General features: G+C 73.0%; 21 protein-coding genes. 6 read left to right on the forward strand and 15 right to left on the reverse strand.

Annotated features, from left to right (window positions below; genetic code table 11):
- The first annotated feature begins 53 nt into the window (after positions 1–53).
- Positions 54–1355 (forward strand): serine/threonine-protein kinase, encoded by a 1302-nt coding sequence (locus tag ASG76_RS05775; RefSeq protein ID WP_056601156.1) that lies wholly within the window; start codon positions 54–56, stop codon positions 1353–1355.
- Between the two features lie 15 nt (positions 1356–1370).
- Here the strand turns inward: ASG76_RS05775 and ASG76_RS05780 are convergent, their stop codons facing one another.
- The 3 genes from ASG76_RS05780 to ASG76_RS05790 form a co-directional block, all read right to left on the reverse strand.
- A complete protein-coding gene (locus ASG76_RS05780) occupies positions 1371–2231 on the reverse strand; it encodes an alpha/beta fold hydrolase (RefSeq protein WP_056601157.1) in 861 nt (286 codons plus the stop codon).
- Between the two features lie 75 nt (positions 2232–2306).
- Positions 2307–4034, reverse strand: coding sequence for a 2-isopropylmalate synthase (gene leuA, locus ASG76_RS05785; protein WP_056601158.1), 1728 nt, complete (start codon positions 4032–4034; stop codon positions 2307–2309).
- A gap of 197 nt (positions 4035–4231) precedes the next feature.
- Positions 4232–4990, reverse strand: coding sequence for a class I SAM-dependent methyltransferase (locus ASG76_RS05790; RefSeq protein ID WP_056601160.1), 759 nt, complete (start codon positions 4988–4990; stop codon positions 4232–4234).
- 33 nt (positions 4991–5023) lie between these two features.
- On the opposite strand from ASG76_RS05790, the gene ASG76_RS05795 reads away from it, so the two are divergent.
- Both ASG76_RS05795 and ASG76_RS05800 read left to right on the forward strand, forming a co-directional pair.
- The gene (locus tag ASG76_RS05795; RefSeq protein WP_056601162.1) at positions 5024–5509 is read left to right on the forward strand and encodes a flavodoxin family protein; all 486 of its coding nucleotides are present in this window, start codon (positions 5024–5026) and stop codon (positions 5507–5509) included.
- Positions 5506–6330 carry a septum formation family protein gene (locus tag ASG76_RS05800; RefSeq protein ID WP_056601168.1) on the forward strand — a complete coding sequence of 275 codons (825 nt, stop codon included), beginning with the start codon at positions 5506–5508 and terminating at the stop codon, positions 6328–6330. The genes ASG76_RS05795 and ASG76_RS05800 overlap by 4 nt, the downstream gene beginning before the upstream one ends.
- Before the next feature lie 61 nt (positions 6331–6391).
- On the opposite strand, the gene ASG76_RS05805 is transcribed toward ASG76_RS05800, so the two are convergent.
- The 11 genes from ASG76_RS05805 to ASG76_RS05855 all read right to left on the reverse strand — a co-directional run bounded on the left by ASG76_RS05805 (position 6392) and on the right by ASG76_RS05855 (position 17070).
- Positions 6392–7378, reverse strand: coding sequence for a glycoside hydrolase family 26 protein (locus ASG76_RS05805; protein ID WP_056601174.1), 987 nt, complete (start codon positions 7376–7378; stop codon positions 6392–6394).
- Positions 7379–7487: 109 nt separating this feature from the next.
- Complete coding sequence (gene era, locus ASG76_RS05810) at positions 7488–8558, reverse strand: GTPase Era (protein WP_082587302.1); 1071 nt, start codon at positions 8556–8558, stop codon at positions 7488–7490.
- The gene (locus ASG76_RS05815) at positions 8551–9327 is read right to left on the reverse strand and encodes a siderophore-interacting protein (protein ID WP_056601176.1); all 777 of its coding nucleotides are present in this window, start codon (positions 9325–9327) and stop codon (positions 8551–8553) included. Before ASG76_RS05815 ends, era begins: the two co-directional genes overlap by 8 nt.
- 20 nt (positions 9328–9347) lie before the next feature.
- Complete coding sequence (locus tag ASG76_RS05820; RefSeq protein ID WP_056601177.1) at positions 9348–10649, reverse strand: class I SAM-dependent methyltransferase; 1302 nt, start codon at positions 10647–10649, stop codon at positions 9348–9350.
- Positions 10646–12016 carry an FAD-binding oxidoreductase gene (locus tag ASG76_RS05825; protein ID WP_235529428.1) on the reverse strand — a complete coding sequence of 457 codons (1371 nt, stop codon included), beginning with the start codon at positions 12014–12016 and terminating at the stop codon, positions 10646–10648. Before ASG76_RS05825 ends, ASG76_RS05820 begins: the two co-directional genes overlap by 4 nt.
- Positions 12017–12104: 88 nt before the next feature.
- Entirely contained in the window at positions 12105–12467 is a 363-nt protein-coding gene (locus ASG76_RS05830; protein ID WP_056601180.1) for a hypothetical protein, read from the reverse strand.
- Between the two features lie 66 nt (positions 12468–12533).
- On the reverse strand, positions 12534–13847 hold the full coding sequence (locus ASG76_RS05835) for a hemolysin family protein (protein WP_056601182.1): 1314 nt from the start codon (positions 13845–13847) through the stop codon (positions 12534–12536).
- 14 nt (positions 13848–13861) lie between these two features.
- Positions 13862–14323 carry an rRNA maturation RNase YbeY gene (ybeY, locus tag ASG76_RS05840; RefSeq protein WP_056601184.1) on the reverse strand — a complete coding sequence of 154 codons (462 nt, stop codon included), beginning with the start codon at positions 14321–14323 and terminating at the stop codon, positions 13862–13864.
- Entirely contained in the window at positions 14320–15396 is a 1077-nt protein-coding gene (locus tag ASG76_RS05845) for a PhoH family protein (RefSeq protein ID WP_056601192.1), read from the reverse strand. The genes ybeY and ASG76_RS05845 overlap by 4 nt, the downstream gene beginning before the upstream one ends.
- 97 nt (positions 15397–15493) lie before the next feature.
- On the reverse strand, positions 15494–16711 hold the full coding sequence (locus ASG76_RS05850) for a hypothetical protein (protein ID WP_056601193.1): 1218 nt from the start codon (positions 16709–16711) through the stop codon (positions 15494–15496).
- Positions 16712–16716: 5 nt separating this feature from the next.
- Complete coding sequence (locus tag ASG76_RS05855) at positions 16717–17070, reverse strand: HIT domain-containing protein (protein ID WP_056601198.1); 354 nt, start codon at positions 17068–17070, stop codon at positions 16717–16719.
- Positions 17071–17145: 75 nt separating this feature from the next.
- Here ASG76_RS05855 and ASG76_RS05860 point away from each other — a divergent pair, with 75 nt between their 5' ends.
- The 3 genes from ASG76_RS05860 (at position 17146) to ASG76_RS05870 (ending at position 19773) form a co-directional block, all read left to right on the forward strand.
- Complete coding sequence (locus tag ASG76_RS05860) at positions 17146–18084, forward strand: Gmad2 immunoglobulin-like domain-containing protein (RefSeq protein ID WP_056601199.1); 939 nt, start codon at positions 17146–17148, stop codon at positions 18082–18084.
- A 73-nt stretch (positions 18085–18157) separates the two neighbouring features.
- A complete protein-coding gene (locus tag ASG76_RS05865; RefSeq protein ID WP_056601201.1) occupies positions 18158–18688 on the forward strand; it encodes a SigE family RNA polymerase sigma factor in 531 nt (176 codons plus the stop codon).
- Positions 18685–19773: a Gmad2 immunoglobulin-like domain-containing protein gene (locus tag ASG76_RS05870; protein ID WP_056601207.1), complete on the forward strand. Its 1089-nt coding sequence runs from the start codon at positions 18685–18687 to the stop codon at positions 19771–19773. The genes ASG76_RS05865 and ASG76_RS05870 overlap by 4 nt, the downstream gene beginning before the upstream one ends.
- A 7-nt stretch (positions 19774–19780) precedes the next feature.
- Here ASG76_RS05870 and ASG76_RS05875 read toward each other — a convergent pair whose 3' ends face one another.
- Positions 19781–20521: a 16S rRNA (uracil(1498)-N(3))-methyltransferase gene (locus ASG76_RS05875; RefSeq protein WP_056601209.1), complete on the reverse strand. Its 741-nt coding sequence runs from the start codon at positions 20519–20521 to the stop codon at positions 19781–19783.
- Between the last annotated feature and the right edge of the window lie 2 nt (positions 20522–20523).

The raw sequence follows: 20523 nt of genomic DNA on the forward strand, positions 1-20523 counted from the left end.
TTGTCCACCACGCCGGTGGTGTGGGCGTGTGGGCGACGGGGCAGGATGCACGCGTGTCGTTGCCAGAGCAGCTCGGTCGCCTCCGTCGCGTACGCCGGATCGGAACGGGCGGCTTCGCCACCGTCTGGCTGTGCCACGACGACGCCCTCGACTCCGAGGTGGCGGTCAAGGTGCTCGCGGACAACTGGGCGCAGGACGCCGACGTGCGCGAGCGGTTCCTCGACGAGGCGCGGCTGCTGCGCCGCGCGTCGTCGCCGCACCTGGTGCAGGTGCACGACGTGGGCGTCACCCCCGACGGCACGCCCTACTTCGTGATGACCTACGCCGACGGCGGCTCGGTGGCCGACCTGCTCGCGAGCGGTCACCGTCCCACCCCCGCCGAGGTCGTCGACATCGTCTCGCAGGCCGCGCAGGGGCTCGCGGCGCTGCACGCCCGCGACGTGGTGCACCGCGACATCAAGCCGCAGAACCTGCTCCTCGCCTCCCGGCCGGGGGGCGGCCGCACGGTCCTGGTGGCCGACCTCGGCGTCGCCAAGGCGCTGACCACCGACTCCGGAGCAACGCTCCACGTCGGCACGCCCGCCTACGGCGCCCCCGAGCAGGCCGACCCGGACGTCGCCGTCGACCCCCGGGCGGACGTCTACGCCCTGGGCGCGGTCACCCGTGCCCTGGTCACCGGTCGCCCGCCGCGTCCGGCGGGCCCCGGCACGCCGCTGCCGCCGCTGGCCGAGCTGGTGCCGGGCGTGCCCGAGGCGGTGGACGAGGTGGTGCGGACCGCCATGCAGCCGCGCCGCGAGCACCGCTGGCCCGACGTGACGTCGTACGCCCGCGCGCTGGCGGCCGCAGTCGCGGGGACCACCTCACCCGTGCCCGCCCCGCCGGCCCCTCCCGTGCGACCGACGCGCGGATCGGGCCCGCTCTGGCGGCGTCCGCTCCCCGTGGTGGCCGCGGCCTGCGCGCTCCTCGCCGTGGCCGCGCTGGCCTTCGCCCTGACGCGACGTGGCAGCGACGGCGACGGCAGCGTGAACGGCTACGAGGTGGCCGCGAAGCGGTTCCTCACCGCGCTGCAGGAGCGGGACTGCGACACCGCGGGCAGCATGATCGACCAGCCGGAGGGCTGGGACTGCACCACGCCGGCGGACGGCGAGTTCGACTACGCCGGGACGGCCGACTGGGTGAACCCCGAGGCGCCGACTCGGGTGGAGGACCTGGGCGACGGCCTGTTCCGCGTGGTGTTCGTCGACCAGGGCTACGTGCTGGTGCGCCAGCGCGACAACACGACGATGGCCGTCGAGGGCCTCGTCGGCGGCGTCGAGCAGGACCCCGACGGGAAGGCGACCCCGCCGCCCGGGTGACGGCTCAGGTGCGGCTCAGGTGCGGCTGCGCGCGCGGCGCGGGGGCGCGGCCTGCCAGCAGTCGAGCGCGAACTCGGCCGCGGCCTTGGTCAGCCGGTCGGGACGGAACCGCCACTCGAGGATCGACGACGCGCGCTCGAGGCGCACGTGCGGCAGCTCGGCGGCGAGCATGTCGGCGTCGACGAACGGGTGGATCGGGTCGATCGGGTGCCCGACGAGGAAGACCGGCGCGTGGATGCGCCGGCGCTGGCTCGACGACGGGGCCAGCCGGCCGAAGATGACGCCGTGCAGGACCGAGGCGATCGCGTCGGCGCGGTGGTCGACGGTGTCGAGGCAGACGCCGGCCCAGAAGGGCACGATGCCGCGCGGCACCGAGCGGGACACCTTCTGGAGCGTGTTGGCGGTGACCGGCAGGTAGCGCGCGGCCAGCATGATCGGCACGAACGCCAGGATCCCGGCCACCAGGGCGTTGTTGAGCACCGGCATCTCGACGATCAGTCCCCGGACCCGCTCCGGGGCCAGCACCGCGACCTCGAGCGAGACGTTGGCACCCAGCGAGGTGCCGCCGATGACGGCCTGCTCGGCGCCGAGGTGGTCGAGGAGCGCGACGACCTGCTCGCCGAAGGAGGTCATCGAGTAGACGAGCGGGTCGGCGGGCTGGTCGGAGCGGCCGTGCCCGAGCAGGTCGAGGGTGACGACGTGGAGGCCCTGCGCGGCCATCGCGCGCGCGAGCGGCTGCTGCATCCGCCGCGGCATGAGCAGGCCGTGCAGCAGCACGACCCACTCGTCGCCCGAGCCGTACTCGGTGTACTCCAGGCGGTCGCGCCCACCGTCGGACTCGACGAAGAACTGTCCGATCCGCTCGCTCACCAGCATGGCCTCAATGTAGTCCGCATCAAACGGCTCGTCCCGGACGTCCATTCAGGAGCTTCTTGATGCGGACTATCGGGCTCAGGCGCGGTTGACGGCGCTGATGACCGCCTTGAGGGAGGCGGTGACGATGTTGGCGTCGAGCCCGACGCCCCAGAGCAGCTTCTCGCCCACCGCACACTCGACGTAGGCCGCCGCGATGGCGTCGCCACCGGCCGAGAGCGCGTGCTCGGCGTAGTCGAGGACGCGGACGTCGTGGCCGAGGTCGGAGATCGCGTCGACGAACGCCGCGATCGGGCCGTTGCCCTCACCGGTGAGCTCCTGCCGCTCGCCGTCGACGAAGACGCCCACCGTGAGCTGGTCCTTCTCCCCCGCGGCGCTGGAGGTGTGGACGGTGTCGAGCTCCAGCGGCGTACGCCGGTCGAGGTACTCGGCGCGGAAGACCGACCAGATCTCCTCGGGAGTGATCTCGCCACCCTCGGCGTCGGTGTGCTGCTGGACAACCCGGCTGAACTCGATCTGCGCGCGGCGCGGCAGGTCGAGCTTGTGCTCGGACTTCAGCACGTAGGCCACGCCACCCTTGCCCGACTGGCTGTTGACGCGGATGACCGCCTCGTAGGTGCGCCCGACGTCCTTGGGGTCGATCGGGAGGTACGGCGCCTCCCACGGCAGCTCGCCCACCGGCACGCCGAGGGCCGCAGCCTTCTTGTCCAGGTCTTCGAGGCCCTTCTTGATGGCGTCCTGGTGGGAGCCGGAGAAGGCGGTGTAGACGAGGTCGCCGGCGTAGGGGTGGCGCGGGTGGACCGGCAGGTTGGTGCAGTACTCGACCGTGCGCCGCACCTCGTCGATGTCGGAGAAGTCGACCTGCGGGTCGATGCCCTGGCTGAACAGGTTCATGCCCAGCGTGACCAGGTCGACGTTGCCGGTGCGCTCGCCGTGGCCGAACAGGCAGCCCTCGACGCGGTCGGCGCCCGCCATCAGGGCCAGCTCGGTGGCCGCGACGGCCGTGCCACGGTCGTTGTGCGGGTGCAGGCTGATCGCGGAGTGCTCGCGCCGGGTCAGGCCGCGCCCGAAGTACTCGATCTGGTCGGCGTAGGTGTTGGGCGTCGACATCTCGACGGTCGCCGGCAGGTTGAGGATGATCTCGCGGCCCGCCTCGGGCTGCCACACGTCGGAGACCGCCTCGCACACGCTGAGGGCGAAGTCGGTGTCGGACTGGGTGAAGATCTCGGGGCTGTACTGGTAGCCGAAGTCCTGGCTGCCCACGATCGAGCCCAGGCGCTCCTCGGCGTACTTCATCACCATCTCGGTGCCGCGCACGGCGATGTTGCGGCACTCGTCGGGCGTGACGTTGAAGACCACGCGCTGGAAGAGCGGCGCGGTCGCGTTGTAGAGGTGGATCGTGGCGCGCGGTGCCCCGACCAGCGAATCCACGGTGCGCTCGATGAGGTCCTCACGGGCCTGGGTCAGCACGGAGATCTGCACGTCGTCGGGGATCCGGTCCTCCTCGACGAGCTTGCGCACGAAGTCGAAGTCGGTCTGGCTCGCGCTCGGGAAGCCGACCTCGATCTCCTTGTAGCCCATCTTCACCAGCAGCTCGAACATCGTGAGCTTGCGGGCCGGGGTCATCGGGTCGATCAGCGCCTGGTTGCCGTCGCGCAGGTCGGTGGAGAGCCAGCGCGGCGCCTTCTCGACCTTCCTCGTCGGCCAGGTGCGGTCGGGCACGTCGACGGGCACGAACGGCGTGTAGCGGCCGAACGGCATCGGGCTGCTGCCCTGCTGGTTCGCGGTGTTGCTCAGGTGGGTCATGACTTCCTCGCTGCGCTGATGAGGTGGCTGTAGGGGCGACCGGCACGCGCCACACTCCGCAACGAGGGGGCCGGGTCAGGCCTCGCTGCGGCAGCCAAGGAGGAGGGTGCGCATCATGATGGAGCCAGCGTACGCCGCCTCCCGCGACGCCACACCTCGCGTCCCGATCCGCGGACCGGCCGGGGTCAGGGCCGGGGTCAGGGCCGCCCGCGGCCGGCGTAGGCCACGGCGGTGATGTCGAAGGGCCCCGCACCGAGGTTCCTCCGCAGGGTCGCCTCGAGCCGGGCGCGGCGCTCCTCGTCCATCGCCGCGATGGCCTCGCCGGCCGGCCCGACGCCGTGGAGGTAGGGCTCCCACCACTCCTCGAAGCTGGGGTGCGTCACCGTCACCGGCAGCTCCACGGACTCCACGTCGCGCAGGCCGGCGGCCCCGAGGATGCCGACGAGGCTCTCGCGCGAGCCGCCCTGGAAGCCGCTCTCGTCGGGGTGCTCGGGCGCGACCTCGGCGACCGCCTGCCACAGCGGCCACATGGGTGCGCGCGAGCCGGCGAGGTCCCAGACCGTGGCCCCGACCCACCCGTCGTCGCGCGTCACGCGCGCCATCTCACCGACCCCGGCGGCGGGGTCGGACATGAAGTGCACGACCAGGCATGCGGCGGCGACGTCGAAGCTGTCGTCGGCGAAGGGCAGCGACTCGGCCGTGCCGCGGTGCACGTCCACGCCCGGCAGCCGCTGGCGGCAGGCCGCGACGAACGGCTCGGACGGGTCGACCGCGGCCACGTGGTCGGGCCCGAGCCGCTCGGCCAGCACCGCGGTCAGTGCGCCGGGACCGCAGCCGACGTCGACCGCTCGCTGGCCCGGGGACACGCCGAGCCAGTCGGCGAAGGCCGACGCCAGCGGCCTGGAGTAGCGACCCATGAACCGGTCGTAGGCCTCACCCGCCACCTCGAAGCTCATTGCTCGACGCTACTCGCCTCGTAGGCTCCCGTCATGCCTCGTCTGCTGGTGGTCCACCACTCCCCCACGCCCTCGGTCTCGGCGCTGACCGACGCGGTGGTCGCGGGTGCGCGCGACGACGCGGTGAGGGGCGTCGAGGTGGTGGTGCGCCACGCCCTCGAGGCGCGCGCCGACGACGTGCTCGGCGCGGACGGCTACGTGCTCGGCACGCCCGCCAACTTCGGCTACATGAGCGGCGCGCTCAAGCACTTCTTCGACTGCCTGTTCCTCGAGGTCGGCGGGTCGCTGTCCGACGACGGGTCGGCGGCCGCGGGCGCGGGCGGGAAGAAGCCGTTCGGGCTCTACGTCCACGGCCGCTACGACACGACCGGCGCCGTGCGGTCGGTGCAGTCGATCGTCGGCGCGCTGCCCTGGCGCCAGGCGGCGCCGGTGCTCGAGGTGCTGGGCGAGGTGGGCGAGGCCGAGCGCGAGTCGGCGTACGAGCTGGGCGGGACGCTCGCGGCCCTGGTGATGGGATGAGGGCGGCGCGCACCCTCGCCGCCCTGGTGGCGGCGCTCGTCCTGGTGGGCTGCACCGCGTCGCCCGACGAGGCGCCTGCGGCACCGGACGAGACGCCGACCGCCACGACGACGCCGTCGGAGACGGTGCCGCCCGACCCCGGGCCCACGCCGGAGGTCGGTGAGTGCCACGCGCTGACCTTCCGCCAGGCCGTCGCGGTGGTCGGCCGGACCGACCCGGTGGCGTGCCGCAGGAAGCACACCGCGCAGACCTACTTCGTGGGTCGGCTGCGCCTGCGGACGCCGGCCGGACGCACCCGACGCGTCGACTCCGACGCCGCACAGCGGCAGGCGCGTACGACGTGCACCTCCCGGCTGCCGCGGCACCTGGGCCTCGCGCCCCGCGAGCTGCGCCTCACGATGGCCCGCGCGGTGTGGTTCACGCCGAGCCCGCAGCGCGCCGAGGCCGGCGCCGACTGGTTCCGGTGCGACGTGGTGGCGGTCGCCTCCCCCCGCACGCTCCTGCGCCTGCCGCTGCGGACCAAGGGCTGGGGCGACGCGCCCGCCGTGGCGATGTGCGCGACCGCCGCGCCGGGGACCAAGGGCTTCCGCCGCGTGGCGTGCGGGGCGAGGCACAGCTGGCTGGCGGTGGCCACCGTCGACATCCCCGGTCGCAGGCTGCCTGCGCAGGGCGCTGTGGCGGACCGGATGGAGGGCCCCTGCGGCGACGTGGCGCGGGCCCGCGCTGCCGATCCGCTCGACTTCACCTGGTCGCAGGAGGTGCCCACGCGCGAGCAGTGGGACGCCGGTCAGCGCTACGGGATCTGCTGGGTGCCTGCCTGACCGGACGGGGACGAAGTGCCTCCTCGCCGGGTCGGACGGGCACGAAGTGCCTTCTCGGCGCTCAGTAGCGGCGGGCGCCCCTGCCCCAGGCCGCGAGCGCGTCGGCCGAGCTGTCGATGCGCCAGTCGACCTCCTTGTGGAGCGAGAACCAGGTGACCCCGCGCACCTCGGGGTGCGCGTCGAGCCAGGCCCACATGTCGGCGATCCAGGCCGCCTTGTCGCCGCCGGCGCCCTCGGGCGCAGCGGTCTCGTCGACGTGGACGGGTCGCGAGGTGAGCGACCTGAGCTCGGCCACGCCGGGGCCGAAGAGGTCACCGAACGCCTGCCACGACGACCACGGCTGGGTGGTGCCCCAGTTGTAGCCGTCGAGGCCGACGCGGTCGACGTAGGCGTCACCGGGGTAGAGCGAGGAGAGCGGGGTGGACCCGGGATAGGGCACGTTGGCCGACCAGCTCCACGTCACGTTGGTGACGTCGGCGCGCTGGAAGATCCCGACCACGTGGCGCCACGCGGCGGCGTGGTCGCCGGGACCGTTGCCGTTGACGCCCTCGGCCCAGGGATACCAGTCGCCGTTCATCTCGTGGGCGAAGCGAATGACGAGCGGCTTGCCCCACGCCCTGATCTGCCTCGCCCACCGCTTGAGGTAGGCGTCGTGGCGGCCGGCGGCGATCCGGTCGAGGGCGTACGCCGGCTGGTCCACGCCGTCGGCGGGGTCCCACGGCTCCCAGGTCAGCTCCGGCACCGCGCCGGACGCGACGACGCGGGAGGCGTCGGCCGCCGGGAAGTCGCCGCCGCGCGACCACGCGACGTAGAAGGTGATCTCGTCGAGGTCGGTGTCGGTGCGGCGCGCGAGCGACCTGGCCTCGGACAGGTCGCTCGGGGCGCCCGCGACCACCACGCCCAGCGATCGCTCGCGGGCGCGCAGGTGCTGCCCGGCTGCACGGCCCGCGGTCGCCGGCGCGTCGAGCGCGACCAGCGCGGACAGCACGGCAGCGAGCACCAGTCCCGTGGAGGCGACGGTGCTCAGGCGCGGACGGCGGGGCAGCACGGCTCTTCCTCCGGACGGTCAACTGGCTTCTCGGGGAGAAGCGTAGGTCGATCCGCGGCCCGGCGGGGCAGAACGCCCGGACCCGCCGCCCCCTGTGACGAGCGCCTCGTCAGAAGCCGAGCTTGCGCAGCTGGCGCGGGTCGCGCTGCCAGTCCTTGGCGATCTTGACCTGCAGGTCGAGGTAGACCGGCGTGCCCAGCAGCGCCTCGATCTGCTTGCGGGCGGCGGTGCCGACCGAGCGCAGCCGCGAGCCCTTGTGGCCGATCATGATCCCCTTCTGCGAGTCGCGCTCGACATAGAGGTTGGCGACGATGTCGAGCAGGGGCTTGTCGGCGGGACGGCCCTCGCGCAGGCCCATCTCCTCCACCACGACCGCGATGGAGTGGGGAAGCTCGTCGCGCACCCCCTCGAGCGCGGCCTCGCGGATCAGGTCGGCGGCCAGCGCCTCCTCGGGCGCGTCGGTCAGGTCGCCGTCGGGGTAGAGCGGCGGGCCCTCGGGGAGCAGCCCGACGAGCAGGTCGGCCAGCAGCTGCACCTGGTCGCCGGAAACCGCGGACACCGGCACGATCTCGGCCCACTCGGTCGAGGTCTCCGCACCCAGGGCTGCGATGTCCAGCAGGTGCTGGCCCAGCTGCTCGGGGGTGACCAGGTCGGTCTTGGTCGCCACCGCGATCCGCACCGTGCGCCGCACCTTGGCCAGCTCGGTGACCAGGAACCGGTCACCGGGCCCGATCTTCTCGTTGGCCGGGAAGCAGACCGCGACCACGTCGACCTCGGCCCACGTCGTGCGGACCAGGTCGTTGAGCCGCTCGCCGAGCAGCGTGCGCGGACGGTGCAGGCCGGGGGTGTCGACCAGGATCAGCTGGGCGTCGTCGCGGTGCACGATGCCGCGCACCACGTTGCGCGTGGTCTGCGGCTTCGAGGACGTGATGACGATCTTCTGCCCGACCAGGGCGTTGGTGAGCGTCGACTTGCCCGCGTTGGGCCGGCCCACGAACGACGCGAAGCCGCTGCGGTAGCCCTCGGGCGCGGTGTAGAACGCACCCGCCGGCGCGACGCCGGAGAGGTCGAAGTCCTCGTCCAGCTCGTCGTCCTCGTCCAGGTCGTCGTCGAGCTCGTCGGCGGGGTCGGCGTCCACGGGGTCGACGCCCTCGGTGATGTCGTCGTGCTCGTCAGCCATCGCTCGCCTCTCGCGCTGCGTCGTACTCGGCCCAGATCTGCTCGTCACTCTTCCCTGCCGCCTTGCCTGCGCGCCAGAGGGGGCCGGGGTCGACCGCCCGCGGCTGCCGGCCGGCGGTGGCGCGCCAGTAGCCCATGACGTCGTAGTGGCTGGTGGGCAGCCCGACCACGCGCATCAGGTGCTTGCGGATCGCGCGCATCTGCGCGGACTCCCCCGCCATCCAGAAGTAGCCCTCGCCGGGCGGCCAGTCGAGGCCCTCGACGACCTCGGCGAGCGCGCTCTGCCCGTGCGACGGGGGGCTGAGCCAGGTGACGTCGGGGCCCGCGGGGAGGTAGTCGGCCAGGTCGTCGGGCACCTCGGCCAGCACCGTGGTCGGCAGGTCGGGACGGGTCTCGACGATGCGCGCGATTGCCGGCATCGCGGTCAGGTCGCCCACGAGCAGCAGCCAGGAGGCGTCCGCCGGGGGCTCGAAGGAGGACTTCGGCTCGGTGATGGTGACCGTGTCGCCGACGCAGTCGCGCATCGCCCACTCGGTGACCAGCCCGACGTCGTGCACGACCACGTCGAGGGTCAGCTCTCCGCCGGAGAAGTCGCGCACGGTGTAGTAGCGGCTCTGGAACTGCCCGGGCACGACCAGGCCGACCCACTCGTCGGGCACGCCCGTGCTGGCGAAGCCGTCGAGGTCGTCGAGGACGAGCCGGACGAGGTGGTCCGTCAGCGGTTCGCGGCGCCGGACGGTCGCCTGGAACTGCGCTGCGCGGGTGCTCACCGCAGCAGGTTATCGGTGGCTCACCAGTCGGGACGCATCGGGAAGTCGGAGCGCCCGTCGGCGTGGTTGCGGGTCGCGAGCACCTGGTGCAGCTCGACCTCGTCGCGCTCGAAGCCGATCCGCGAGCCCGCGATGTAGAGGCCCCACACGCGGGCCGTGCCCTCCCCCACCTCGGCCACGCACTCGTCCCAGTGCTCGACGAGGTTGCGGTTCCAGTCGCGCAGCGTCGCGGCGTAGTGCAGGCGCAGGTTCTCGCTGTGCTGCACCTCGAGGCCCTGGTCCTGCGCCGCCGAGACGATCGTGCCCGAGCCGATCAGCTCACCGTCGGGGAAGACGTAGCGGTCGATGAAGGCACCGGTCTCCTGCCGGCCGTTGTGCGGTCGGGTGATGCAGTGGTTGAGCAGCCGCCCGCCCGGCTTGAGCCGGTCGCGCAGGTGGCGGAAGTAGGCGGGGTAGTTGCGCACGCCGATGTGCTCTGTCAGCCCGATCGAGCTCACCGCGTCGAAGCCGGACTCGACGACGTCGCGGTAGTCGAGGTGGCGCACCTCGGCGAGGTCGCCGAGGCCCTCGCGGTCGATGGCCTCCTTGGCCCACTGGGCCTGCTCGAGCGAGAGCGTGACGCCCAGCGCGCGTACGCCGTGCTCGCGGGCGGCGTGGCGCACCATCGTGCCCCAGCCGCAGCCGACGTCGAGCAGGCGCTGGCCCGGCTGGAGGGCGAGCTTGCGGCAGACCAGGTCGAACTTCGCGGCCTGCGCCTGCTCGAGGCTCGCCGACGGCGTCTCGTAGAGCGCGCAGGTGTAGGCCATCGACGGGCCCAGCACGAGCTCGTAGAACCGGTTGGACACGTCGTAGTGGTGGGAGATCACCTCTGCGTCGCGGGTCATCGAGTGGCGCAGGCCCTCGACCGCCCGGCGCCAGCGCGGCAGGTGCTCCTGGGGCGGCGGCGCGGGCGGGCGCAGGTGCGAGAGCCCGAGGTCGCGCGCGATCCGCAGCGCCTCGGTCGGCGTGGGCACCCGGAACTTCGTGTGGTCCTTGAGCAGCACCATCGCGTCGTAGGGGTCGCCGGGGTGGACGCCGGTGAGGTCGAGGTCGCCGCTGACGTAGGCGCGCGCCATGCCGAGGTCGCCCGGCGCGGTCATCAGGTAGGCCAGACCACGCTCGGTGCGCAGGTCCATGCCGAGCTCGGCGTCCGGCGGCCCCGCCGCGCTGCCGTCGTACGCCGTGAAGCGCAGCGGCAGCCCGCCCCGCACCAGCCGGTCCATCGCGTCGCCGATCGTCAGGCGCCCGCGGGCGCCGCCGTCGAGGTTGGATCCGAGGCTCATCGTCGTCGTACCACCTTGTCGTAGAGGGTCGTCAGCCGGTCGTCGGGATCGTGCAGGGCCTTGACGCGCGTGAGCTCCTCACCGCCGTAGAGGCGGTCGAACTCGTCGGCGTCGTAGAACGCCTCGGAGTAGAGGCTCTTGTGGCCGCCGAGCTCGGAGACCCTCGCCTCGATGGCACGGTTGCGCGGCGAGCGCGGGGCGTCGGGTCCGACGTTGACGACGCCCCAGAAGCCGACGTTGACGTAGGTCTCGCCGCTGCTCAGCGGGTATCCCGGCCACGGCCGTTCGGTGTCCGCGGCGACCCGGCGCAGCCGCAGCGGGCACAGCCAGACCGGCCGCATGCCGACCTCCCGGTCGAACCAGTCGAGGAACTCGGGCAGCCGGTCGACGGGAATCTCGACGTCCTGCACCACGCGCTCCCCCTGCGGGCGCCCGGCCCGGCGGTCGAGGCGGTCACCGATGCCGAGTCGCCGGTCGAGCGCGACGAGCCTCCAGTAGACGTCGGAGCGGCGCAAGCGGCGCGGCCAGAGACGGCGTACGACCGGGTGCTGGGCACCGAAGGCCCGCGAGCACCAGAACCAGTCGGTGTCCCAGCGCCAGAGGTAGTCGTGGATCGTGAGCCGGTCGGTGCTGCGCTCCTGCACGGAGCGGAAGAAGACCTGCTGCCGGGTGTAGTCGGAGGTGGGCCCCGGATCGTCGGTCCAGCGGGCCAGGGTGAGGTAGAGCTCGCCGGGCTCGAACGCCACGCCGTCGAGCCCGTCCACCTGCTCACCGGCCCAGGCGCCGTCGGCCACGATCCGCTCCACCGCCGCGGCGAGTGCGTCGGCGTCGTCGAAGCGCACGTGCCGCAGCGCGACGTAGGGGGCGACCGGCTCGAGCTCGATGCGCAGCCGCGTGGCGTAGCCGAGCGAGCCGTAGGAGTTGGGGAAGGCGTCGAAGAGCGCGTCGCCCGGCTTGGTGGTGACCACCTCGCCGGATCCGGTGAGCACGTCCATCTCGAGCACCGACTCGTGCGGCAGGCCGCTGCGGAAGCTCGTCGCCTCGATGCCGAGGCCGCTCACCGCCCCGCCGAGCGTGATGGTGCGCAGCTGCGGCACGACCAGCGGGATGCGGCCGTGGGCCAAGGTCACCTCGACGAGGTGCTCGTAGGTGCACATCCCCTGCACCTCGGCGACGTCGCCGTCGACCTCGATGACCCCCTCGAGGCCCGAGACGTCGAGTCCCGGGCCGGCCGCCGACCGGCCGCGGAAGAGGTTGCTGGTGCGCTTGGCCAGGCGCACCGGCGCGCCGCGGGGCACGGCCGCCCAGGACTCCCGGAGCCGCGCGACCCCCTCGGCGTGGACCTGCCAACCCACCGTCGTGCGCACGCCGCTCACGCTAGCGACTCGTGCGCCGCCTCGCGAGGGGGTTCACCAGCAGGTGGTCGGGGCCCCGCGACGAAGCACGTGTGGAGGCTCAGCCCGCGGAGGTGGCCGAGCGCGTGTGGATGCGCCCCGCCGGGTCGCCGACGAGCACCGGCACGCCCGCACCGGCGAGGTCGGCGACCGCGCGGGTGTCGGGCAGGTCGCCGTCGGTCAGCACGACAGCGGCCTCCAGGCCCGCGGCCGCGGACGCCACGGCCATCGCCACGCACACCTCCAGCGCCGACAGGTGCAGGTGCTCGAGGCGCACGCTGGCAGCGGCGTACGTCCGTCCGTCGAGGTCGCGCACCGCGGCACCCTCGACGGCGCGGGCGCGGACCCGCGTCGCGCGGGCGAGGGTCACCAGCTTGGCGTCCTCCGGGCTCAGCGCAGCAACGTGGTCGTCGTGGTCGCTCATGGGCGACACCCTAGTGAGCGACCGGACGCGGCACCGCGGAGACGGTGCGCCAGGAGCACGTCGTGGTCAGCGCCCGGCGGAGCCGACCGGCCCGGCCTCGTCGTCGACGTCCTTGTCGGCGAGCACCGTCACCAGCACGGTCTCGATCTTGTTGCGGCGACCTGTGGCGCGCTCGGCCTCCAGGCGCAGGCCGTGACACTCCACCACCGAGCCGGGGATCGGCACCTTGCCCAGGTGCTTGGCCATCAGCCCGCCGACGCTGTCGACGTCCTCGTCCTCGACGGTGAAGCCGACCAGCTCGTCGAGGTCGTCGACCGGGTAGCGCGAGGAGAGCCGGATGGTGCCGTCGTCGAGGCGCTCGACCTCGACCTCCTCCTCGTCGTACTCGTCGGTGATCTCGCCGACGATCTCCTCGAGCACGTCCTCGATGGTGACCAGCCCGGCGGTGCCGCCGTACTCGTCGACGACCACGGCGATGTGCTGGCGCCTGGCCTGGAGCTCGGAGAGCAGCGCGTCGACCGGCTTGGACTCCGGCACGTAGTGCACCGGGCGCATCACCTCCTCGACGCGCTGGGTGAACTCCACGTCGGGCGCCTCGAAGTCGCGACGCACCAGGTCCTTGAGGTAGGCCATGCCGACGATGTCGTCGAGGTTGTCGTCGACGACCGGGATGCGGGAGTAGCCGCTGCGCAGGAACAGCGAGAGCGTCTGGCGGATGTTCTTGTGGCGCTCGACGTAGACCACGTCGGGACGCGGCACCATCACCTCGCGGGTGGTGGTGTCACCGAGCTCGAAGACGGAGTGGATCATCCGGCGCTCGCCCGACTCGATCACCGCGGAGGCCTCGGCGAGGTCGACGAGCTCGCGCAGCTCGGTCTCGGTGGAGAACGGGCCCTCGCTGAAGCCCTTGCCCGGGGTGATCGCGTTGCCGAGCAGGATCAGCAGCGCCGGGATGGGGCCCAGGATCGTGGTGACGAGTGAGAGCGGGCCGGCCGAGAGCAGCGCGATGCGGGCGTCGTTCTGACGGCCCATGGTGCGCGGCGCCACGCCGATCGCGACGAAGGAGACGACCAGCATGACCCCGATGGTGGTGAGCACGCTCGGGACCAGGGAGCCGTGGTAGGCGTCGCGGGCCCAGGTGCTGACCAGCACGATCGCGCTGATCTCGCACAGCAGCCGCAGGAGCAGCGCGGTGTTGAGGTAGCGCGGCGGGTCGTCGAGGATCATCACCAGGCGCGTGGCGCCGGCGCGGCCCTCGGCCTTCAGCTCCTCCGCGCGGGCGCGGGAGAACCCGTTGAGCGCGGCGTCGGCGGCGGAGAACAGGCCGGCGAGCAGGACGAGGAAGGCAGCCGAGCCGAGCTGCCAGATGTCTGCGGTCATCTCAGGCGGTCACGTCAGGCGGGGTCGGGGTTTGAGCGCCACGCGTCGAGGAGCTCTGCCTGCAGGCCGAACATCACCGCGTGCTCCTCGGGCTCGGCGTGGTCGTAGCCCAGGAGGTGGAGGATGCCGTGGACGGTGAGCAGGTCGATCTCGGCCTCGCGCCCGTGGCCCGCCTCCTCGCCCTGCCGCTCGGCGACGGACGGCGCCAGCACCAGGTCGCCGAGCACGCCCTCCTCCGGCTCCTCGTTGACCTTGCCCGGGCGCAGCTCGTCCATCGGGAAGGCGAGCACGTCGGTCGGGCCGTCCTTCTCCATCCACTGGCCGTTGAGCTCGGCGATGGTGTCCTCGTCGACGGCCTTGATGCACAGCTCGGCCTGCGGGTGCACCCGCATGCGGTCCATGACGAAGCGGGCCAGGCGGGAGAGGCGGCGTACGTCGAGCTCGAGGCCCGACTCGTTGAGGACCTCGATGCTCATCGCGGACCTCCCTCGGTCTTCTGGACCGTGGTCGGGGTGGACGTCTGGGTCGTCTTCCGGGGCCCGGTGCGCTCGTTGTCGGCGTCGAAGACCTCGTAGGCCTCCACGATCCGCCCCACCAGGCGGTGGCGCACGACGTCGGTGCCGGTGAGGCGGCAGAACGAGATGTCCTCCACGCCGTCGAGGATGCCCTCGACGACCCGCAGCCCGGACTTGGTGCCGGAGGGGAGGTCGACCTGGCTGGTGTCGCCGGTGACGACGATGCGCGAGCCGAAGCCGAGGCGCGTCAGGAACATCTTCATCTGCTCCGGCGTGGTGTTCTGCGCCTCGTCGAGGATGATGAAGGAGTCGTTGAGCGAGCGACCACGCAGGAAGGCCAGCGGGGCGACCTCGATGGTGCCGGCGGCGAGCAGCTTGGGGATCGTGTCGGGGTCGACCATGTCGTGCAGCGCGTCGTAGAGCGGGCGCAGGTAGGGGTCGATCTTCTCGCTCAGCGTCCCGGGCAGGAACCCGAGCCGCTCCCCCGCCTCGACGGCCGGGCGGCTCAGGATGATGCGGTTGACCTCCTTGGCCTGCAGCGCCTGCACGGCCTTGGCCATCGCCAGGTAGGTCTTGCCGGTGCCGGCGGGTCCGATGCCGAAGGTGATCGTGTGCTTGTCGATCGACTCGACGTAGCGCTTCTGGTTGAGCGTCTTGGGCCGGATGGTGCGTCCGCGGTTGGACAGGATGTTGAGGCTCAGCACGTCGGCCGGGCGCTCCAGGGTCTCGGTGCGCAGCATCTGGATGATCCGCTCGACGGTCTCCCCCGTCACGCCCTGCCCGGTGCGCACGAGGGTGACGACCTCGTCGAGCAGGCGCTCGGCGCTGGCCACCTCGGCGGAGTCGCCAGTGAGGGTGATCCGGTTGCCGCGCACGTGAACCGTCGCGTCGAAGGCGCGCTCGATCAGCCGCAGGTGCTCGTCGCCCGGCCCGAGGACCGACACCATGTCGATGCTGTTGGGGACCACGACCGTGTGGGTCGGCTTGTCCTGGGGGGAGCCGGTGCGGCTCGTGCTGCGCGTGGTGTCAGTCATGGAGGCCCGATGTCGGGCGGCCTTCCGGGTCGGTGGCAGAGCCCCACCATGCTACCGAGCGTGCGACACGGGGCCCACCTGAACAGGGGTGGCCCCGTCAGGGCCGAGTGACCTGCAGCATCCCCAGGCACATCTCGTCGGTCGTGCCCTCGCCCCACACGACGTAGCGGTCGGGCTGGCCCTCGAAGGCGGGCAGCTTGTCGCGCAGCCACTGCACGTGGGTGCAGGTGACCTTGACCTGCTCGAAGGGCTGCAGGGTGATCGGCTCGATCGGTCGACTGCCCTGGTCGTCGAAGTCCCACACCGGGATGTCGAGGATGGTCTGCGCCTGCGGGGTGCCGGGCCGCACCTCGATCTTGATCGAGCGGCCGAGCAGGTGCATGTGGCCGGCCACGCCGTGGATGGTGATCGGCTCGCCGAGGGTGCGCAGGCACGACTGGGTCGTGCCCGGCTGCGGCTCGCCACCGCAGAGCAGGTGGAGCAGGTCGGCGGTGTTGCCCTCGGCGCCGAAGCGCTCCTTGACGTCGGCGAGCGCCGCGTCGCGGTCACACAGGGGGCCGTCGGAGTGCTGTGGGCGGCACGGCAGCTCGACCGGCGCGGGCAGCAGCATCGTGGTCAGCGCCTGGTAGGGGCGCTTGCCCGGGGCCAGCCGCAGCTGTGCCGCCGACGTGTCGGGCTCCTGGCCGGCGAGCAGGTTGTAGTGGACCTGCATCACGATCCGGCTCCCCTTCGCCAGGCGCACGCCGAAGCCCGGCTTGGTGACGGTCTCCTCGCCGCCGGGCGCCCACGCGCCGATCCACGACGAGTGGTTGACGTCCTGGAAGCGGTCGAGCCCGGTGCCTCCGAAGCAGGTCCAGCCCTCACCGTCCTCGGCGGCGTCCTTGGCCTCGGCCGCGGCGACCTGCTCCGGCGCGACCTGGAACAGGATCACGTGGTGGACGACGTCGGGGTTGCCGGGCAGGACCTGCGTGCCGGTGAGCCACGCGTCGCGCTCGAGCTCGGGGTCGAGCAGGAAGCAGCGGTAGTCGTCGGTGCCGGTGCCGTAGGGGGCCGAGGGGGTGTAGCTGCCGGGCATCGCGATCGTCGTACGCGTCTCTCCCGCACGCAGCGGCTTCGAGCGGGCGGGCTCGGCGTAGTGGCCGCCGTGTCCGGCCGCGCCTGCGTCGTCGGCGGCGTCGTCGGCCGACGGGGACGACGCGGGCTGGGTGGCGCTGCGGTCGGCACGGGGCTCGGCCGAGCCGCCGCCGCACGCGGAGAGGGCGAGCAGGCCCGTGGCGAGCAGGGCGGCGAGGGGAGCGGCGAGGGGGCGGCGCACGGCGCTCAGACCAGTCGCTCGGTCATGCCGGACGAACCGGCCAGGACGTGGAAGTGGGTGTGGAACACGGTCTGGCCGGCACCGCGGCCGGTGTTGGCGACCAGGCGGTAGTGGTCGTTGCCCGCCGCGCGGGCGACCTCGTCGGCGAGCGCGACGGCATGGCCGACGATCGACGGGTCGGCAGCCGCCGACGCGGCCACGTCGGCGTGGTGGGCGAGCGGCACCACCAGCGCGTGGAACGGCGCCTGGGGGTGGAGGTCCTTGAACGACACCGCGTGCTCGTTGCGGGCCAGCACGTCGGCGGGGATCTCCCCGGCGATGATCTTGCAGAAGACGCAGTCGTCCACGGGCTCGCTCATGCGCCCAGCCTAGGCTGCCGCGCCGCGGCGTGTGGGACCAAAGGACGGGGCGGCCGCACCACTACCGTGAGCGCCATGACCTTCGCCGCTCGCCGTCCGTCCGTACGACGCTGGGCTGGCGCGGGCGCCGCCGTCCTCGCCTGCACCCTGACGCTCGCGGCGTGCAGCTCCGACGACCCGGCGCCGGCCTCCGGCGAGTCCCGAGACCGCGCCACGGAGAAGCCGAAGCCCTCCGCGCCGCAGGACCCGACGAGCGAGCCGGCCGCCTCGGAGTCGCCTGCCGACGACACCTCGGACGACGGCACCACGGTCCCGGTCTACTTCGCCGGCGACGGGCCGAGGGGGACGGTGCTGTTCCGCGAGTTCCACCGCGTCACCGGCGACCCGCTGCTGGAGGCGGCCCGCCTGGTGGCCGGCGGCTCCCCCGACGACCCCGACTACCGCACCCTGTGGCCGCAGGTCGAGATCAGTGCGGTGACGGCGACGGACGGCGTGCTGCTCGTCGAGGTGCCGGGCGACGCGTTCACCGAGCGCCCCGACGGCATGACCGCGCGGGACGCCGAGCTCGCGGTCCAGCAGCTGGTCCGCACGCTGCAGGGCGTGCAGCAGGAGCGGGTGCCGGTGCAGCTCGAGCGGGGTGGCGCTCCCCTGTTCGGGCTCGCGACCGACGCGCCGTACGAGGCCTCGAGCGACCTCGAGACCCTCAACCTGGTCAACATCACCTCGCCCGCGGAGGGCGACACCGTCACCGGCGACACCCTCACCGTCACTGGCGTGGCGAACTCCTTCGAGGCCTCGGGCCCCTGCCGCCTGATCGTGGGCGGCCAGGAGGTGGCGCTGGAGGCCTACCAGTCCGACGGCTGGATGGAGGACCGGCTGTTCGCCTTCGAGGTGGAGATCCCGCTCGAGGGCGTGAGCGGCGAGGCCGTCCTCCGGTGCTCGACCGACGACCCGTCGGGTGGCGCCGAGGGCAACGGCCCGTCCGTCGACACCAAGAACATCACCGTCCAGTAGGTGTCAACCGCCCCTTGCACTGGGGCGTCCCACTCATGTGATGACGACCGGACCACACCGACGGGGGGCGCCCGTGGCCGAGCACCTCTCGCTGCACGGTGCTGACGCCGACGCCGCGGTGGAGGCGATGTACGCCGCCCACTGGCGCCAGCTCGTGCGCCTGTCCGCCCTGCTCGTGCACGACCAGGCCGCCGCGGAGGACGTCGTGCAGGACGCCTTCGTGGCGATGCACGGGCGCTGGTCACGGCTGCGCGACTCCGACAAGGCGCTGGCGTACCTGCGCCAGGCGGTCGTCAACCGGTCGCGCTCGGCGCTGCGGCACCGCGCGGTCGTCGAGAAGCACACCCGCCGCGAGCAGGCCGTCGGCACGGTCGTCACCGGGCCGTCCCTCGGCGGCGCCCGGCGCGACGCCGTACGAGCCGCGCTCCTCGAGCTCTCGCAGCGCCAGCGCGAGGTACTGGTGCTGCGGCACTACCTCGACTGGTCGGAGACACAGATCGCCGACGCGCTGGGCATCTCGCGCGGCGCGGTCAAGGTGCACGCATCCCGTGGCAGCGCCGCCCTGCGCGACCTGCTCAGTGTCTGGTGGGAGGACCCGTCGTGAACGACCAGAGGATCACTGACCTGCTCCACGAGGCGGCGGACGCCATCGAGCCCGGTGACCGGATCGAGGCGGTCCGTGCCGCCACCAGGCCGCCCGAGCGGGGTCGCGGCCGCAGCTGGTGGGCCGCAGGCGGCGCCGGGCTCGTCGCCGCCTCGGCCGTCACGGCGCTCGTGCTCGCGGCTGGGGACATGCCGGACGGCGCCGCGCCGGCACCGGCGGACGGACCGACATCCACGGCGACGCCGACCGACGACCCGACCTCCGCCGCACCGGACCGCTCCGAGCGCCAGGACAGGCTCGAGCAGATGCGCCGCGCCTCCCAGGGGGTCCACGCGGTCTACTACGTCGGAGACACCCCCGCGGGTCCCCGGCTCTACCGACAGCTCCTCACGATGGACCCTGCGGACCCGCTCGGTGTCGCCGTCGCCGCGGCCGTCGGCAGCACCCGCGACGGCAGGCGGCTGCCGCCCGAGGACCCGGACTACCGGGTGCTCTGGCCACCGCTCACCACCGCCTCGGCACAGCTCGCGTCCACCGGTGACGTCATCGACGTCTCGCTCGGCGGCGACCCGCAGGACGACCTCCGCTCGGCCGGCGCGCTCACGCCCGAGGAGGCGCGGCTCGCCGTCGAGGCCGTCGTCCGCACGGCGCAGGACGCGGTGGGCAAGCAGCTGCCGGTCCGCTTCCGGCTGTTCGGCGAGCTCGCCGACACCGTCCTCGGTGTAGCGACGTCGACGCCGGTCACGGCCGGCCCGGACCTCGACGTGCTCGCTCACGTCAGCCTGTCGACCCCGTTCGAGGGACAGGTGGTCGACAATGACGAGCCCTTCACCGTGACCGGCGCGGGCACCGGCTACGAGGGCAACATCGTGACGCGCATCCAGCGCTGGGAGGGGACCTACGTCGTCGACCAGGTCCCGACGATCGCGAGCGGTGAGGGCACGCCCCGGCTCTGGCCCTTCTCGGTGACCTTCGACCTGGGCGGCGTGGCGCCCGGCGACTACGTCGTGATCTCCCAGACCGAGGACCCGTCGGGCCAGGGTGACTTCTTCACCGACACCCGGCGCATCACCGTCATCGACTGACGCGGCGTCAGGACCAGCGCGGCGTGCGCGACAGCAGCGCCGCGACGGCCACGACGCCGGCGGTGGAGGTGCGCAGCACCTCGGCCCCGAGGCGTACGACGTGGGCGCCGGCGTCGGTGAGCTCGGCCAGCTCGTCGGGGGCGATGCCGCCCTCCGGGCCGACGACCACGACGATCCGGCCCGATGCGGGCACGTCGAGGGTGGCGAGCGGCTGGGTCGCGTCCTCGTGGAGCACCACCGCGAGGTCCGCGTCGGCGACGACCGCGGCCAGGTCGGCGGTCGAAGCGAGGGGCGTCACCGTGGGCAGCCACGACCGACGCGCCTGCTTGGCTGCCTCGCGGGCGGTCGCCTGCCACTTGGCGTGGGACTTCACGGCCCGCTCGCCCTTCCAGACCGCCACCGAGCGCGAGGCCGCCCACGGCACGACGCGGTCGACGCCGACCTCGGTGAGCACCTCGACCGCCAGCTCGCCGCGCTCGCCCTTGGGCAGCGCCTGCACGACCGTGATCGCCGGCTCCGGGCGGGTGTCGGTGGAGACCGACGCCACGGTGACGGAGAAGAACCTCTTGCCGGTCGAGGCGACCGCGCCGGTGACCGAGGTGCCGCGGCCGTCGGTCAGCACGACCTGCTCGCCCTCGCGCAGGCGGCGTACGGCGACGGCGTGGTGCGCCTCGTCGCCGTCGACCTCGACGACCGAGCCGGGGACGGCGTCCGTCAGCGAGTCGACGAGGTGGACGGGGAGCGACACCG

The organism is Nocardioides sp. Soil774 (assembly GCF_001428125.1).
Taxonomy (GTDB): Bacteria; Actinomycetota; Actinomycetes; order Propionibacteriales; family Nocardioidaceae; genus Nocardioides.